This is a genomic window from Kitasatospora sp. NPDC059408, from assembly GCF_042751525.1.
Taxonomy (GTDB): Bacteria; Actinomycetota; Actinomycetes; order Streptomycetales; family Streptomycetaceae; genus Kitasatospora.
Genome location: NZ_JBHYWI010000103.1, coordinates 1 through 15,493 on the forward strand (window position 1 = coordinate 1; position 15,493 = coordinate 15,493).

The 15,493-nt window shown below is 75.0% G+C and carries 12 protein-coding genes; 8 read left to right on the top strand and 4 right to left on the bottom strand.

Going from position 1 to position 15,493, the window contains the following annotated elements; genetic code table 11:
• Positions 1–250: 250 nt before the first annotated feature.
• Complete coding sequence (locus ACFXDE_RS38975) at positions 251–2,704, bottom strand: SulP family inorganic anion transporter (protein WP_380499061.1); 2,454 nt, start codon at positions 2,702–2,704, stop codon at positions 251–253.
• A 440-nt stretch (positions 2,705–3,144) separates the two neighbouring features.
• Entirely contained in the window at positions 3,145–4,152 is a 1,008-nt protein-coding gene (locus ACFXDE_RS38980) for an ATP-binding protein (RefSeq protein ID WP_380499062.1), read from the bottom strand.
• Between the two features lie 233 nt (positions 4,153–4,385).
• On the opposite strand from ACFXDE_RS38980, the gene ACFXDE_RS38985 reads away from it, so the two are divergent.
• Positions 4,386–5,276, top strand: coding sequence for an oxidoreductase (locus ACFXDE_RS38985; protein ID WP_380445086.1), 891 nt, complete (start codon positions 4,386–4,388; stop codon positions 5,274–5,276).
• A 409-nt stretch (positions 5,277–5,685) separates the two neighbouring features.
• On the opposite strand, the gene ACFXDE_RS38990 is transcribed toward ACFXDE_RS38985, so the two are convergent.
• A complete protein-coding gene (locus ACFXDE_RS38990; RefSeq protein WP_380499063.1) occupies positions 5,686–6,585 on the bottom strand; it encodes an HAD family hydrolase in 900 nt (299 codons plus the stop codon).
• Positions 6,586–7,298: 713 nt separating this feature from the next.
• On the opposite strand from ACFXDE_RS38990, the gene ssd reads away from it, so the two are divergent.
• The 7 genes from ssd to ACFXDE_RS39025 all read left to right on the top strand — a co-directional run bounded on the left by ssd (position 7,299) and on the right by ACFXDE_RS39025 (position 13,081).
• Positions 7,299–8,423, top strand: a complete 1,125-nt coding sequence (gene ssd, locus ACFXDE_RS38995; RefSeq protein ID WP_380499064.1) for a septum site-determining protein Ssd — start codon at positions 7,299–7,301, stop codon at positions 8,421–8,423.
• A gap of 71 nt (positions 8,424–8,494) precedes the next feature.
• On the top strand, positions 8,495–9,802 hold the full coding sequence (locus tag ACFXDE_RS39000; protein ID WP_380499065.1) for a TadA family conjugal transfer-associated ATPase: 1,308 nt from the start codon (positions 8,495–8,497) through the stop codon (positions 9,800–9,802).
• 159 nt (positions 9,803–9,961) lie between these two features.
• A complete protein-coding gene (locus ACFXDE_RS39005; protein ID WP_380499066.1) occupies positions 9,962–11,104 on the top strand; it encodes a type II secretion system F family protein in 1,143 nt (380 codons plus the stop codon).
• A 203-nt stretch (positions 11,105–11,307) separates the two neighbouring features.
• The gene (locus ACFXDE_RS39010; RefSeq protein WP_380499067.1) at positions 11,308–11,868 is read left to right on the top strand and encodes a type II secretion system F family protein; all 561 of its coding nucleotides are present in this window, start codon (positions 11,308–11,310) and stop codon (positions 11,866–11,868) included.
• 97 nt (positions 11,869–11,965) lie between these two features.
• Positions 11,966–12,238, top strand: coding sequence for a DUF4244 domain-containing protein (locus ACFXDE_RS39015; RefSeq protein ID WP_380445080.1), 273 nt, complete (start codon positions 11,966–11,968; stop codon positions 12,236–12,238).
• A 40-nt stretch (positions 12,239–12,278) separates the two neighbouring features.
• Positions 12,279–12,629 (top strand): TadE family type IV pilus minor pilin, encoded by a 351-nt coding sequence (locus ACFXDE_RS39020; protein ID WP_380499068.1) that lies wholly within the window; start codon positions 12,279–12,281, stop codon positions 12,627–12,629.
• Positions 12,617–13,081 carry an Rv3654c family TadE-like protein gene (locus ACFXDE_RS39025; RefSeq protein WP_380499069.1) on the top strand — a complete coding sequence of 155 codons (465 nt, stop codon included), beginning with the start codon at positions 12,617–12,619 and terminating at the stop codon, positions 13,079–13,081. Before ACFXDE_RS39020 ends, ACFXDE_RS39025 begins: the two co-directional genes overlap by 13 nt.
• On the opposite strand, the gene ACFXDE_RS39030 is transcribed toward ACFXDE_RS39025, so the two are convergent.
• The gene (locus ACFXDE_RS39030) at positions 13,076–15,433 is read right to left on the bottom strand and encodes a DEAD/DEAH box helicase (RefSeq protein WP_380499070.1); all 2,358 of its coding nucleotides are present in this window, start codon (positions 15,431–15,433) and stop codon (positions 13,076–13,078) included. The genes ACFXDE_RS39025 and ACFXDE_RS39030 overlap by 6 nt on opposite strands.
• Between the last annotated feature and the right edge of the window lie 60 nt (positions 15,434–15,493).

The window sequence follows — 15,493 nt, forward strand, 5'->3', positions numbered from 1 at the left end:
GACCTTTGACCGAGAGTCGAACGGACGTCGTCGTGGAGGGGCGGCCTGCGGACCCCCGCGGTGGCCGCCGGGCCGGCCGGCCCGGCGGCCACCGGGAAGGTCGGCCCGACCGTCGAGCGGCGCCGCCGCCGACGCCGCGGAGGTCGCAGGAGGTCGGAGGGGGTCGCAGGGGGTCGGAGGGGGGTCGGAGGGGGGTCGGAGGGGGTGGGCCCGTACCCCGGCCCGCCCGGCGGGGACACGGGCCCGGCTCTCAGGCGGCCAGACGGGGATCCCCCTCACTGCCGGCGGCGGACACCCGGTCCGGGATTCCATTCACTCCTTCGGGCGGGCACACCGTCGGTGCGCCCGGTGCCGCGCCGGCGAGCGCCTCGGTCGGCCCTGCTTCGGCGGGCCTTGCTTTGGCGGGCCCTGCCGCGGCCGGACGAGCCTGGACCGGGCTGAAGGTGCCGGCCTCGCGGTCGAGCACGTACGCCTGGGCGGTCGCGAAGTCGAAGTACATCCCGACCAGGCGCAGGGTGCCCTCCTCGACCCGGCGCTCCACCGCCGGGTTCGCCAGCAGCTGGTCCAGCTGCTGGACGACATTGGTGATGCAGAGCTGCTCGGCGAGGTCCACCACCGGCCGGTCGGCGAACTCGGCGGGGGCCCGCCGGAGCCGGTCGAGCGAGCCGCGGCCGTTGCGCAGCCAGCGGGTCAGCGGGGTCGGTGTGCCCGGGCGCTCGTGGACGCCGTCCAGCAGGGCCTTCATCGCCCCGCAGCCGGAGTGGCCGCAGACGGTGATCGAGCGCACCTCCAGCGCCTCGACGGCGTACTGCACCGCGGCGGCCACCGAGTCGTCGGCCGCACCGGGCTCGAACGGCGCCGGCACGAGGTTCCCGACGTTGCGGACGGTGAAGAGGTCGCCGGGGCCGCTGTTGGTGATCATGCTGGTGACCATCCGGGAGTCCGCGCAGGTCAGGAAGAGCTGGGAGGGCGTCTGGCCCTCCCGGGCCAGCCGGGCGAGCTCGGGCCGGATCAGCGGGGCGGTGTGCTGCTGGAACACCCGGACGCCGTCGAGCAGCCGGCCGTGCGGGTCCTCCTGCCGCTCGATGCAGTGGTGGCCCACCCAGGGCGTCCAGGCCCGGCAGCGGTGCGGACCCGGGGAGCTGCCGGCGCGGACCGTCCCGTCGGGGTCGAGCACCTCGTCGTCCTGGCGCCGCGTCACCATCGAGACCCGTCCGCCCGCGGCCTGGTGCCCGGAGCGCCAGCTGTGCAGCGTCTCGTACGCGGCGTGGTCCAGGAAGGAGCCGTCGTGGACCACCGTCACGTCGGCGTCGGCGGGGATCCCGGCCAGTGCCCGGCTCAGCCGGGGCACGGCGGTGAAGGTGAGCGGGCCGTGGGTCTGGACCGTCACCGAGCCGTCGGGGCCGGCCAGCACGTCCACATGGGCGCGGGTGAGCCGGTAGAGCGCGAGCAGGACGGCGGTGGCGGCGCCGAGCGTCACGCCCCACAGCACGCCGAACACCACGACGCCCAGCCCGGTGGTGAGGTAGACAGGGAACTCGCGGTGCCGGTGGACCTTGCGGATGTGCGCGAAGCTCATCATCTGCAGTCCGACGACCAGCACCAGCGCACCCAGTGCGGCCAGCGGGATCCGGCGCAGCCCGCCGGTCAGCGCCACGGCGGCCGCGAGCACCCAGACGCCGTGCAGGACCGAGGCCCACCTGCTCTGCCCGCCCGCGCGCACGTTGGCGGTGCTGCGGACCGCGCCCCCGGCGATCGGGAGTCCGCCGACCAGGCCGCTGACGACGTTGGCGACGCCCTGGCCGCGCAGTTCGCGGTCGAGGTCGCCGGTGCGGCGGGACATCCGGTCGATCGCGACGGCGGAGAGCAGCGACTCGACGCTCGCGACCGCGGTGACGGTGAGGACGGCGGCGACCACGCCGGCGAGCGGCCCGTGCGGGAGCGCGGGGACGAACGAGTGCGGTTGCCAGGAGGGGAGTTCGATGTGGGCGAGCGGCAGGTTCGTCGCGGTGGCGAGCGCCGTGGCGGCGGCGATGGCGGCCAGCGGTCCGGGCACCCTGGCCAGCTTCGCGCCCAACTCGCCCGCGCGGCCCGGGATTCGGCCGAGCCGCGGCCAGCCGAGCAGGACGGCCACGGTCACCGACCCGATCAGCACGGCGGGCGGGTGCGGACCGGCCAACTGCCCGGGCAGCGCCAGGATGTTGGCGATCGCGGAGCTCTGCGGGGAGCCGCCGAGCACGACGTGCAGCTGGGCGATCGCGATGGCGAGTCCGACCCCGGCGAGCATGCCGTGCACGATGGCGGGCGAGACGGCGAGCGCCGTCCGGGCCACCCGGCGTGCGCCGAGGAGGAGTTGGAGTAGCCCGGCCGCGAGCGTGATGGCGCAGGTGGCCCGCCAGCCGTACTGGGCGATCAGCCCGGCGGTGATCACGGTCAGCGCGGCCGAGGGGCCGCTGACCTGGAGGGGCGTGCCCCCGAGCAGCCCGACGACGATGCCGCCGACGGCGGCCGCGGCGAGGCCCGCGGTGAGTGGGGCCCCGGTCGCGAGCGCGATGCCGAGGGAGAACGGCACGGCGATCAGGAATACCACCAGGGAGGCCGAGAGGTCCTGCATCCACCGGACGCGGGGGCCGGATCCCGGACCCGGCGGTGCGTGGTCGGTCGTGTCGGAGGCGATGGGGGCGCTGGAGATGTCGAGGGTCATTGTCTTCCCGTCTGTCCGGGGGAACGAACGCAGTCAGGTCCGGCGGCGAGTCCGGTCGTGGGGCTCCGGGGCGGATCGGCTGTCGTGGGTCGCGACGGTGTGGCGGGATGGTGCGGGCGCGGCGGGGAGTGCGGGTGTCACCGGCCGGACCTCGACCATCGGGGCCCGCCAGGGGCCTCGGCGAGGAGCGGGAGGCCTCGCAGAGGGCCGTCGGGACGGACCATCAAGACTCGGTAAACCGAGGGTAATGAAAGCTTTGCACGCGGTCACCCGCGGCGGAAGAGGAAAAGCCCCTGATTCACCCCATTGGGTGGTGTTCGAACCGCCGCAAATCTGCTGGTGGGCACCCCGGACACGTCGAACGGGCCGTGCCCTTCCCCGAGGTGGGGGAGGGCACGGCCCGTTCCGGTGCCGTGCGGCGGCTCGGTCCGGCCGGTTCGTCAGGCGGGCGCGCCGGCCGTGGCGGGCCGCCCGCCGTCGTGGGCGAACTCGCCGAGCACGAAACCGTGGTCGACCTGGGTCGCGAGGTCGACGCCCACCTTGGCGCTGGCCCAGCTCTCCGCGTTCCGCAGGTGGAAGAGGACGGCCTGGTCGGTGTAGCGGCGCGCGTCGCGCCGCTCGTGGGCGGCGTCGACCTCGGTCAGCAACTGCTCCAGCACGGCCCGGTTGGCCGGCTCCAGCGTCCTCAGCGGCGGCTCGCCGCCCTGCTCCAGGCGCCGCACCCAGTCCGAGTGCCCGAAGGTCGTGAGCAGGTCGTCGCCGACCTCGCGGCGCAGGAACGCCAGGTCGTCCGGGCCCTGCACCTTGTTGCCGATCACCCGCAGGTGCACGCCGAAGTCGCGGGCGTAGTCCTTGTACTGGCGGTAGACCGAGACGCCCTTGCGGGTCGGCTCGGCGACCAGGAAGGTCACGTCGAAGCGGGTGAACAGGCCGGAGGCGAAGGAGTCGGAGCCCGCCGTCATGTCGGTGACGAGGTACTCGTCGCGGCCGTCCACCAGGTGGTTGAGCAGCAGCTCGACCGCGCCGACCTTGGAGTGGTAGCAGGCCACCCCGAGGTCCTCCTCGGTGAAGGCGCCGGTCGCGAGCAGCCGCACCGAGCCCTCGTCCAGGGCGATCGGCCGCGCGCAGGCGGCGTAGACCGGGTTCTCCTCGACGATGCGCAGCAGGCGCGAACCCCGGCCGGGCGGCGTGGTTTTGATCATCTCGTCCGCCGAGCCGATCAACGGGTTGCCGCCGCGCAGGTACTCCTTGATCTCCGGCAGGTGCGCGCCGAGCGAGGGCAGTGCGGCGGCCTGGTCGTCCGTCAGTCCCAGGGCCGGGCCCAGGTGCTGGTTGATGTCGGCGTCGACGGCGATCACCGGCCGGCCCGTGGCGGCCAGGTGGCGGATGAACAGCGCGGACAGCGTCGTCTTGCCGCTGCCGCCCTTTCCGACGAAGGCGATCTTCATCTGGGGACTCCGGCTCTCGCTCGGGGGCTCTCGCTCCGGGGGTTCCGCCCCCGGGCCTCGCCCTGGGAGCTCAACTGGCGCCGGGACGTAACTGGAAATCGTTATCGTCTCCGATAGTGGCCATGCTAGCCGGGGTTTGGGCGTCCCCGCGGACGGGAAGTGAGGATTGCCTCTAACGGGTGATGCGGGGTTGCTGTTCCGGGAGGGGCCGCCGGTTCATTACTCTCGGGTAGGTGAGCACTGGAACAGATCCCCTCGCCCCGCTGGCCCAGCTCCCCGGGGTGCCCGACGCGGTGGCCGAGGTGCGCAAGGCCGTCGACCGCCTCTACGGCCACCGGGTGATGCGCCGCCGCGCGGCCGAGGTCACCTCCGAGTCCGCGCTGCGCGGCGCCCGCGCCTCCGCGGCGCTGGCCGGGGCGGACTGGCCGCTGGAGGAGGTCCGGCGCCGCAGCGACTTCGGCGCGGACGACGGGGCCCGTACGGTCGGCGCCGCCCTGCGGATCGCCGCCGAGGCCGGCCAGCTGCTCAGCATCTGGCGGCACTCGCCGCTCCAGGTGCTGGCCCGGCTGCACCTGCTCGCGGTCGGCGACGCCGACCCGTCCGCGGGTCGTCCGCGGCGTGCGGGCGAGACGGCGGAGGAGCTGTTCCCGCTCGACCTGGAGCCGGTGGAGAGCGTCGAGGCGGTCGTGGTGGACGCCCCGCTGCCGGTGCTGCCGCCCGCGCCCGCGGCCGAGGAGGTCGCCGCGCGCCTCGACCAGCTCTCGCGCCTCCTGGTCGCGCGGGCGGAGGGGCAGGGCGTCGGGACGCCGGCCCTCGTGGTCGCGTCGGTGGTCCACGGGGAACTGCTCGCGCTGCGTCCGTTCGGCGCCCACAACGGGGTGATCGCGCGGGCCGCCCAGCGGATCGTGCTGATCGCCGAGGGCCTCGACCCGAAGTCGATCTGCCCGGCCGAGGTCGGTCTCGCCGAGCTCGGGACGGACGCCTACCGGCGGGCGCTGGCCGGCTACCTGTCCGGAACGGCGGAGGGCATGGGGGCCTGGATCGCGCACTGCGGCCGGGCGTTGCGGCTCGGCGTGCGGGAGAGCACGGCGGTCTGCGAGGCGATGCAGCGCGGAATGGTCTGACCGAACGGTCTCGTCCGGACGCGGAGATGCGGCGGCACCCGATCCTGCCGGGTGCCGCCGCTGGTACAGGTGCCGGGTGACCAAGCATGCACCGGAAGTGCCGATCAGACGGGGATCCTGCCCGTTCGTCTGGTCCGGCGGCCCGACAGCGGGTCGGCTGCATGTGGGTGCTCGGCTACGTGTACGCGCGGTCCGTGGGGCCTGAACTGCGTTGTCGGTTTGACCTCTTCGGTCCTGACCGGGTCTCGCGGGCCGTGTTTCCTTTGTATCGCGTTTCGGGCGAAAGGGGAACCCGAAACGAGAAGTCTGCGGCAATTGCCCGTTTTGTCCCAAACGCGGAGAGTTGCCGGCTTCGAATCGGGCCCGGAACCGTTCCGGAGCCGCTCCCGAACGGCTCCGGGCCCGGGCGTCAGGCGGTCGGCCGCCGGCGCCGGGCCAGGTACCAGATCACGCCGGCGGTCAGCAAGGCCGTCCCGACCGCCACGGCGGTGAGCACCGAGCCGCTCGGGGCGGAGAACTCCGGGAGCCGCCGCCGCAGTTCCACCGGCTTGTCGAAGACCAGCACCGGCCACTCCCGGGCCGCCGCCTCCTTCCGCAGCGCGCGGTCCGGGTTGACGGCGGACGGGTGGCCGACGGCCTCCAGCAGCGGCAGGTCGGTGGAGGAGTCGCTGTAGGCGTAGGACTGGGTCAGGTCGTAACCCTCGGTCCCGGCCAACTCCCGGATGGCGGAGGCCTTGTTCTCGGCGTAGGCGTAGTACTCGATCTCGCCGGTGTAGCAGCCGTCCTCGATCTTCAGCCGGGTGGCGATCACGTGGTCCGCGCCGAGCAGGGCGCCGATCGGCTCGACCACCTCGGAGCCCGAGCTGCTGACGATCACCACGTCCCGGCCGGCCGCGTGGTGCTGCTCGATCAGCGAGGCGGCCTCGTCGTAGATGATCGGGTCGATCAGGTTGTGCAGCGTCTCGGCGACGATCTCGCGGACCTGCTGCACGTTCCAGCCCCGGATGAGCGACGAGAGGTACTCGCGCATCTTCTCCATCTGGTCGTGGTCCGCGCCCCCGACGAGGAACACGAACTGGGCGTACGCGCTGCGCAGTACGGCCCGACGGTTGATCAGGCCGCCCTGGTAGAAGGGTCGGCTGAAGGCCAGTGCGCTCGACTTGGCGATGATGGTCTTGTCCAGGTCGAAGAAGGCCGCCGTGCGGGTGCCGCCCGGCCGGGGGTGCGCGGGGGCGGGAGCGTCGGCGGGCCCGGTGGCGCCGCCCGCGGAGTGGTCGGCGCGGTCGTCGGCGTTCTCGGTGGTGTCCACGGGAACCGAGGATAGAGGGAGCTGCAAAAACACCCCGCCATTCGGCGTACTCGCGGGCGTGCGGGTTTGTGTTTCTGGCCTCTCGGGTACACCATGGAAGTCACGGATCGTTCGCGACCGTGCTAACCCGGTCCGGCTCCTCCCCCCCGAGTCGGGCTGTGGATAGACGACCCCCGCTCTCCCCCCCGGCGGGGGTCGTCGCACGTCCGGGGCCATTTTCAGGGCTTGAAGGCCCTTCACGGCGAGTGTGCCCGGCCGACCGCCCGCGGTGTACAGGGGGTGTCGGCAGCGGGGCCCGCCCACCATCTTTCGTCACTCTGCGTCGCCATTTGCTCATGCCTGCCGATGGCCACTTGCCGCCCCCGTCGCGGCGGTCCGGGATGCCGGACGGCTCCGCGAGAGGAGTCCGACGAGGTCGCGCGGTAAGTGCGACCGGAGTCCCCGGTTCATCTCCGTGATCCCGGTTCGTCAATTCTTGGCTCATTAGCCCCCCGCCCGGGTGAACGCATTTATCCACAGGCGTCGAGTTGTCCACAGGGATTCGGAAGCCCGATGACGGAATCCCGATCAGCCCCCACGGGTTGGTGGGGCGGCGGGCGCGGGGGCCCCCCTCGGGGCCTCCCCGGGCCCCCCCGGGGCGGCCGCCCCCCCCACCGGTGGGCCGGGCGCGGGGGGCCTTCACCCGCGCCCCCCGCCGCGGAGGGGAGAGCACCATGTCGACGCCGATCACCGGCCACACCACCGTCGAGGGGCCCGGAGCCACCGGGCCGCTGGTCCTCACCGAGGACGAGCGCCTCGCCGAGCACCTGGTGCGGCTCTGCGCGGCCGCGGGCACCGAGCCGCAGCTGATCCGGGGCGCCCCGCCGCCGCGTGGGCTCTGGGAGAGTTCCTCGCTGGTCCTGGTCGGGGACGACCAGGTGGCCCGGTGCGCCGGGCTGCCCCGGCGTGCCGGGGTCCTGCTGCTGGGGCTGGACCTGGACGACCCGGAGGTGTGGGTCAGAGCCGTCCAACTCGGCGCCGAACACGTGCTGTTCCTCCCCGACGCCGAGGCCTGGCTGCTCGACCGGATCGCCGACGCGGCCGAGGGCGTCGGGCCCCCGGCGCTCACCGTCGCCGTGCTCGGCGGCCGCGGCGGCGCCGGGGCCTCCACCCTGGCGTGCGCCCTCGCGGTCACCGCGGCGCGGTCCGGCCGGCGGACGATGCTGATCGACGGGGATCCGTTGGGCGGCGGCCTGGACATCCTGCTGGGCGGAGAGACGGCCCGCGGGCTGCGCTGGCCCGATCTGGCCGGCTCGCGCGGCCGGGTCAGCGGGACCGAGCTGGCCCGGGCGCTGCCGGCGCTCAAACGGCCGTCCAGACTGTCCTGCCTGTCGTGGGACCGCGGCGACACGCTGGCCGTGCCGCCCGAGGCCATGCGCAGCGTCCTGGCGGCCTCCAGACGGCGCGGCGGGCTCGTCGTGGTCGACGTGGCGCGCCACCTCGACGCGGCGGCCGGGCAGGCGCTGGAGCAGTCGGACCTGGCGCTGCTGGTGGTCCCGGCCGAACTGCGGGCGGTGGCCGCCGCCGACCGGGTCGCGGCGGCGGTCCGGATGCGACTCGGGGACGTCCGGGCGGTGGTGCGCCCGCTGCGGGCGCGCGGCCTCCCGGCCGGGCGGATCGCCCGCGGGCTGCGGTTGGAGCTCGCGGGAGAGCTGGAGCCGGAGCCCGGGCTGGTCGAGGACGTCGAGAAGGGCGTGCCGCCCGGGACGCGGGACAACGGCCCGCTCGCGCGCTTCTGCGCGACCTTCCTGGACGAAGTGCTGCCGCCGGTGCCGGCGGTCGGAGGAGGTGTGTACTGATGGTCCGTCTGCGCAGAACGGGGATCGGGTCCGGCTCGGGTGGCACCGGTGCTTCCGTCGGAGCCGGCGGGATGGGCGGCTCGCCCGTCCGGGGCGGCGGTGCGCGGGAGCACCGGCTGCTCCGGAGCGTCCCGCCACCCGACGGGCCGCCGGAACAGTCCCGTCCGTGCCCCTACGGGCGGACGGCCCGGGAGGAGCGGACTGCGGCGCTGCTGGACGCGGTCCGGCTGCGGCTGGCCGAGTCGGGCGCCGCCCCGACGGATGGATCCGTCGCCGCCGCGCTGCGGGCCACCCGGCCGCCGCTCGGCGGGGACGAGGTCCTGGACACCGTGCGCTCCCTGCGCGCCGAACTGGTGGGTGCGGGCCCGCTGGACCGGCTGCTGGCGGCGCCCGACGTCACGGACGTCCTGGTGAACGGGCCGGAGGAGGTGTGGGTCGACCGTGGCGGCGGCCTGCACCGCGCCACCGGGGTCCGCTTCGCCGACGCCGAGGCGGTCAGGCGGCTGGCGCACCGGCTGGCCACCGCGGCGGGGCGGCGGCTGGACGACGCCCGCCCCTGGGTGGACGCCCGGCTCCCGGACGGCACCAGGCTGCACGCCGTGCTGCCGCCGATCGCGGCCGGCTGCACGCACATCTCGCTGCGGGTCTGCCGGCCCCGGCCGTTCACACTCGCCGAGCTGGTGGCGGGCGGGACGCTGCCACCCGAGGGCGCCGGCCTGCTGGCCGGCATCGTGCGGGCGCGGCTGTCGCTCCTGGTCTCCGGCGGCACGGGGACGGGCAAGACCACGCTCCTCGCGGCCCTGCTCGGCCTCGTCGGCCCGGACGAGCGGATCGTGGTCGCCGAGGACTCCGCCGAATTGCGACCGGCCCATCCGCACGTGGTCCGGCTGCAGAGCAGACCGCCCAACCAGGAGGGGCTCGGCGAGCTCACCCTCAGGGACCTCGTCCGGCAGGCGCTGCGGATGCGGCCCGACCGCCTGGTCATCGGCGAGGTGCGCGGGGCCGAGGTGTCGGACCTGCTGGCCGCGCTGAACACCGGCCACGAGGGCGGCTGCGGGACGGTCCACGCCAACACGGCGGCGGACGTGCCGGTGCGGCTGGAGGCGCTGGGCTCGCTCGCCGGGCTCGACCGGCCGTCGCTGCACAGCCAATTGCGCGCCGCACTCGACCTGGTGGTGCACCTGGTCCGGGAGCCGGGCTCGGGGCGGCGCCGGGTGGCCGAGATCCACACGCTGGCGGGGGACCGCGAGGGCCTGGCCGTGACCATCCCGGCGGTGGAGTTCACGGCGGAGGGCCGAATGGCCCCGAAGGCGGGCTGGGAGCGACTGCTCGGGTTGCTGGCGGCGCGCGGCGTCACGCTCTCGGCGGGTCCGCCGTGACAGGGCTCGCGGGGGCGAGTGCGCGAGCGGCGGAACTCGGCTTCGTCCTGCTGCTGAGCGTGCTCTCGGTGGGTGCCCTCGCGCTGCTGGGGGACTGGGGCCGGAAAGGCCGATGACGTGGACGACGTGGACGACGTCGATGACAAGGAGGTTCACGAGATGATCGACGGTCAGATCTCGTTGTGGTGGGCCGCTGCGCTGTGCGTGGTCGCGCTCGGCGGGTGGCACGTGGTGCAGCAGCAGCTGCCGGGCGGGCGGCGTTCCAGGCTGGTGCTGGCGGGCGCCGGGCCGCCGGTGCCTCTCATGAGGCCGGTGGGTGCACTCGGGCCGCGGCAGTGGCTGGTTCCCGAACTGCTGCTCCTCCCCGTGGGATTGGCGGCCGGGTACGTGACGGCCTCGCCGGTGCCGGTGCTCGTCGGTGCCCTCGCCGTGGTGCCGCTCCGGAGGTGGCGTCGGCGGCGGGCCGTGGCGGCGCGGGCAAGGTGCCGGGCAGCCGGTGTGATCGAGCTCTGCGCCGGGCTGGCCGGGGAGTTGCGCAGCGGGTCGACACCGGAGCAGGCGCTCCACGTGGTGACGGCGCGCACCGCGGCCGACCCGGACGCCCTGCGCAGACTGGGTGAGGAGCCGGTGGCGCGGCTGGCGGCCGGCCGCTACGGAGGCGACGTTCCCGGTGCGCTGCACCTGCTCGCCGAACTGCCGGGCGGGAGCGGGGCGGCGGCGATCGCGGCCTGTTGGCGGTTGGCGTCCGACGGGGGCGCGGGGCTGGCCGCCGCGCTGGACCGGGTCGCGGAGGCGCTGCGCGGCGAGCAGGCCCTGGCCGAGGAGATCGCCGGTGAACTGGCGGGGCCTCGAACGACGATCGCCGTCCTGGCGATGTTGCCGGCGGCCGGGCTGCTACTGGGCACTGCGATGGGGGCGAGGCCGGTGGACGTCCTCCTGCACACGTCTGCCGGGCTCGGCTGCCTCGCGGTGGGAGCCGTGCTGGAAGGGCTGGGCGTGGCCTGGACGGCTCGGATCGTGCGGGCGGCGGCTCGGGGCGGTTTGGAGGGCCCCGCAGGCCCGGGGAGCGACACTGCTGTTCCGGGCTCGTGGGCGCCGAGGGAGCTGTGGGCGCCGTGGGCGCCGAGAACCGGGCGGGCGGGCGCCCGGGCCGTGAAGGCGGCCACGCGCCGCTCCGGGCGAGTACGTGGCGAGTGGGGAGTCCGGGGCGTCAGGCGGGCGTTGAGCGGCCTGCCACGCCGCCGGGCCTGGCGAAGGCCGGTGAGCAGCAGGAGCGCCAGGGCAGAGGCGGTGACCGGGTGATGTGGGGTGTGGCGGTCCTGATGGCCGCTGTGGCGGCGGGAGTTGTGCCGGGGCGCCGGTGGGTGAGGCGGCGCCGAGCCTCGGTCAGGCTCTTCGGTCGGGTTCCCGCGGCGCGGCCGGCGCCGTTGGCGCGGGAGGCGGGTGGGGCCGGGGTGCTCCGGCGGTCGGTGATGGCGGCACTGGCGGGCGCTGGAGCGGCTCTGGTGCTCGGCGGTGGCCTCGGGCTGCTGCTCGGGGTGGTACTGGCGGTGGGCGCCTACCAGGCGCTTGCACGAGCGCGGTCACCGGCCGATCGGCGGACCGAGCTGACGGAGGAGTTGCTCACCCGGCAACTCCCGCTGAGCGCCGAGCTGCTGGCGGCCTGCCTCGGCTCGGCTGCCTCGCCTTCCGTGGCGGTCATGGCGGTCGGGCGGAGCGTGGACGCTCCGATGGGACCCCGGCTGGTGGCGATCGGGGCCGAACTGGCCCTGGGCGCACCGCCGGAGCTGTGCTGGGACCGGCTGGGCGACCAGCACCCCTCGCTGGCACCGCTGGTCCGCTGCATGGTCCGTACGAGCCTCGGGGGCTCCCCGGTGGCCGGGTCCCTGATCGGACTCGCCCACGCACGGCGGACGGCTGCGGGCAGGGCGGCCCACGCCCGGGTCCGCAGGGCGGGGGTCCTGGCCACCGCGCCGCTCGGGCTCTGCTTCCTTCCGGCGTTCGTGCTGATCGGTGTCGTGCCGGTCGTCGTGGGGCTGACCAGCCGGTTCGCACTTGCGGTGTGAGGGGCCCCGGCAGCCCCGCCGAATCCACCGAGTTCGCCGAGTCCATCGCACGCATCGCAACGCATCGCGTGCAACCGAAACCGATGAGGAGAAGACCATGGCTGTTGTGATCGCGCCCAGGCTCGTGAACGCCCTTCCGGCCCGGCCGTTGCCGGGCGTGTGGAGGCGCCGGGGACGCTGGACCGCGCGCCGGGTCCGGCGGGTGGTTCGGGCCAGGGGCCGCTCGGACGCCGGGATGACCACGGCGGAGTACGCGGTCGGGACGCTGGGCGCGTGCGCGTTCGCGGCCGGGCTCTACAAGGTGGTGACCAGCGCGACCGTCACCGGGGCGCTGACCGATCTGCTGGAGCGGGCGCTCCATGCGACGTAGCGGGTGTCGGCGCGGCAGGGCACGCGGTGACGCGGGGTTCGTGACGGCGGAGACGGCGGTGGCCATGCCGGCGTTGGTCCTGCTCGTGGCCTTGCTGATCTGGGGCGTGCTCGCCGCGGCGGCCCAGATCCGGTGCGTGGACGCGGCCCGGGTCGGCGCCCGGGCCGCGGCCCGCGGGGAGACCGACGCCGTTGTGGTCGCCCGTGAGGCGGCCCCGCCCGGGGCACAGGTCGAGGTCGCCCTGGCGGCCGACACCGTGCGGGTCACGGTGGACGCGCCCTGCGGCGCGCCCGGCAGGCTCGGAGGCCTGCTCTCGGTGCGGCTGAGCGCCGTCGCGGTGGCGGCGCGGGAGGATACGTTGGTGGGAGGAGGAACGGCATGGCCGTCCTGACCCGCCGGCTGGTGCCGGCGATCGTGGGCGCGCGGTCCCGGGTCGCTGCGGCGCGCGGGCTCGGCGGGGCTGCGGACACCGGCTCGGCGACGGTCTGGCTGGTGGCCTTCGCGATGCTCGGCTGCTCGGTGTTCGCGGCGACGATGGCGGTCGGTGCGGTCGTCGCCGCCCGGCACCGGGCCGAGGCGGCGGCCGATCTCGCGGCCCTCGCGGCGGCGGACCGGCTGTTGCTGGACCCGGACGGCGGGTGCGGTCGGGCGGCCGGGATCGTCGCCGCGCAGGGCGCGGGCCTGGTGTCCTGCGTGCTGGACGGGGACGACGACGCCGTCGAGGTGGTGGCCGAGGTGCCCGTCGCGGGGCTGCCGGTGCGGCTTCCGGTCGGTCCGGCGCGAGCGCGGGCCCGCGCCGGACCGATCCGGGCCGCGGTCACCCCGGTGGAGGAGGGTTCATGAGTCCGTGTCGGTGGGGGCGGGAGCCCCGTCCGCCGCCTTCGGGGCGCCGGCCAGCAGGACGTCCAGGAGCCGGACGGCCGCGGTCTTGTCCAGCGGGTCGTTCCCGTTGCCGCACTTGGGCGACTGCACGCAGGACGGGCAGCCGCGCTCGCACTCGCAGGCGGCGATCGCCTCGCGGGTGGCCGTCAGCCACTGGACGGCCCGCTGGAAGCCGCGTTCGGCGAAGCCGGCCCCGCCCGGGTGGCCGTCGTAGACGAAGACGGTGGGCAGCTCGGTGTCGGGGTGCAGCGGGACGGAGACGCCGCCGATGTCCCAGCGGTCGCAGGTGGCGAACAGCGGCAGCAGTCCGATCGAGGCGTGCTCGGCGGCGTGGGCGGCGCCGGGCAGCCGGTCGAGTGGGATGTCCGCGTCGAGCAGCTGGTCCTCGGTGACGGACCACCAGACCGCCCGGGTGCGCAGTGTGCGGGGCGGCAGGTCGAGCTTGCTCTCGCCCATGATCTCCCCGGTGGAGATCCGCTTCCGGAGGTAGCCGACCACCTGGTTGACCACCTCCACCGAACCGAAGCTGAGCCGGCCCTCGCCCCAGCGGACGGTCGTGTCGGTGTCGAGCACGGAGATGGAGGTGATGTCCCGGGCGGCCGTGGTGTACGGCGGGTCGGCCGCGTCGACCAGGGCGACGGAGTTCTCCAGGTCGAGCTCGCGGACCAGGAAGGTGCGCCCCTGGTGCAGGTGGACGGCACCGGTGTGGACGGTCGTGTGGGAGGCGGAGGCGTCCACCGTGCCGAGCAGCCGGCCGGTGGCGGCCTCGACGATCTGCACCGGGCTGCCGCCGCTGCCGCGCAGGTCGACGGCGTCGGCCGCGCGTTCGCGGCGGGTCCAGTACCAGGAGCCGTCGCTGCGCCGGCGCAGCAGGCCGCGGCGTTCCAGGACGGGCAGCAGCGGTGCGGTGGAGGGGCCGAACAGCTCCAGGTCGGCGTCGGTGAGCGGGAGTTCGGCCGCGGCCGCGCACAGGTGCGGGGCGAGGACGTGCGGGTTGTCGGGGTCGAGCACGGTGGCCTCGACGGGCGCCGCGAACAGCGCCTCGGGGTGGTGCACCAGGTAGGTGTCCAGCGGGTCGTCCCGGGCGATCAGGACGGCGAGCGCGCCCTGGGCCTCGCGGCCGGCCCGGCCCGCCTGCTGCCACAGCGAGGCCCGGGTGCCGGGGTAGCCGGCCATCAGGACGGCGTCGAGGCCGGAGACGTCGACGCCCAGTTCGAGAGCGGAGGTGGAGGCGAGGCCGAGGAGCCGACCACTGTGCAGGGCACGTTCCAGGGCTCGGCGTTCGTCGGCGAGGTAGCCGCCGCGGTAGGCGGCCACCCGCTCGGCGAGCGGTCGGCCGAGCTGGTCCTGGGCCTGCAGGGCGACGAGTTCGGCGGCCCGCCGGGAACGGACGAACACGACGGTGCGGGTCTGCTGCTCGACGAGGTCGGTGAGCAGGTAGGCCGCCTCGGCGGTGGCGGTGCGGCGGACCGGTGCGCCGTGCTCGCCGACGTTCTCGGTCAGCGGCGGCTCCCAGAGGCCGAAGACCATCGGTCCGCGCGGCGAGGCGTCATCGGTGACGGCGACGGCGGGCAGGCCGGTCAGCCGCCCCGCGGTGACGGCCGGGTCGGCGGTGGTGGCGGAGGCGAGCAGGAAGGTGGGTGACGAACCGTAGCGGGCGCAGATGCGGCGCAGCCGCCGCAGCACCTGGGCGACGTGCGAGCCGAACACGCCCCGGTAGCTGTGGCACTCGTCGACGACCACGTAGCGCAGCACCTTGAAAAATGAAGACCAGCGGGCATGGGCGGGCAGGATGCCCCGGTGCAGCATGTCCGGGTTGGTGAGCACGTAGGAGGCGTACTGGCGGACCCACTCGCGCTCCTCGGGCGGGGTGTCGCCGTCGTAGAGGGCGGCCCGGACCCGGGGCGGCGCGAGTTCGGCGGCGCGGCGGCGCTGGTCGGCGGCGAGCGCCTTGGTCGGGGCGAGGTAGAGGGCGGTCGCGCCGCGGCCGTTGCGGGCCTCGGTGCCGTCCAGCAGATCGCTCAGGACCGGGGCCAGGTAGCCGAGCGACTTGCCCGAGGCGGTGCCTGTGGCGATCACCACAGTCTGGCCGGTTTTGGCCAGGTTCATGGCTTCCGCCTGGTGCGCCCAGGGCTGTTCCACGCCGACGGCGCGCGCGGCGGCCGTGATCTCGGCGCGGATCGAGTCCGGCCAAGGCGCATAACGCGCAGGTCGGGCGGGAAGGTGCTCCGTATGGGTGAGCCGGTCGGACCGCCCCCTGGTGGTGGACAGGGTCGTGAGCAGTGCCTCGGGCAGGCTGTGTCGGGGCGGCATGGGGACCCAGTGTGTCACCGGCGTGACGGAGAATCGTCGTAAGCCATCGTGCGGGCATGG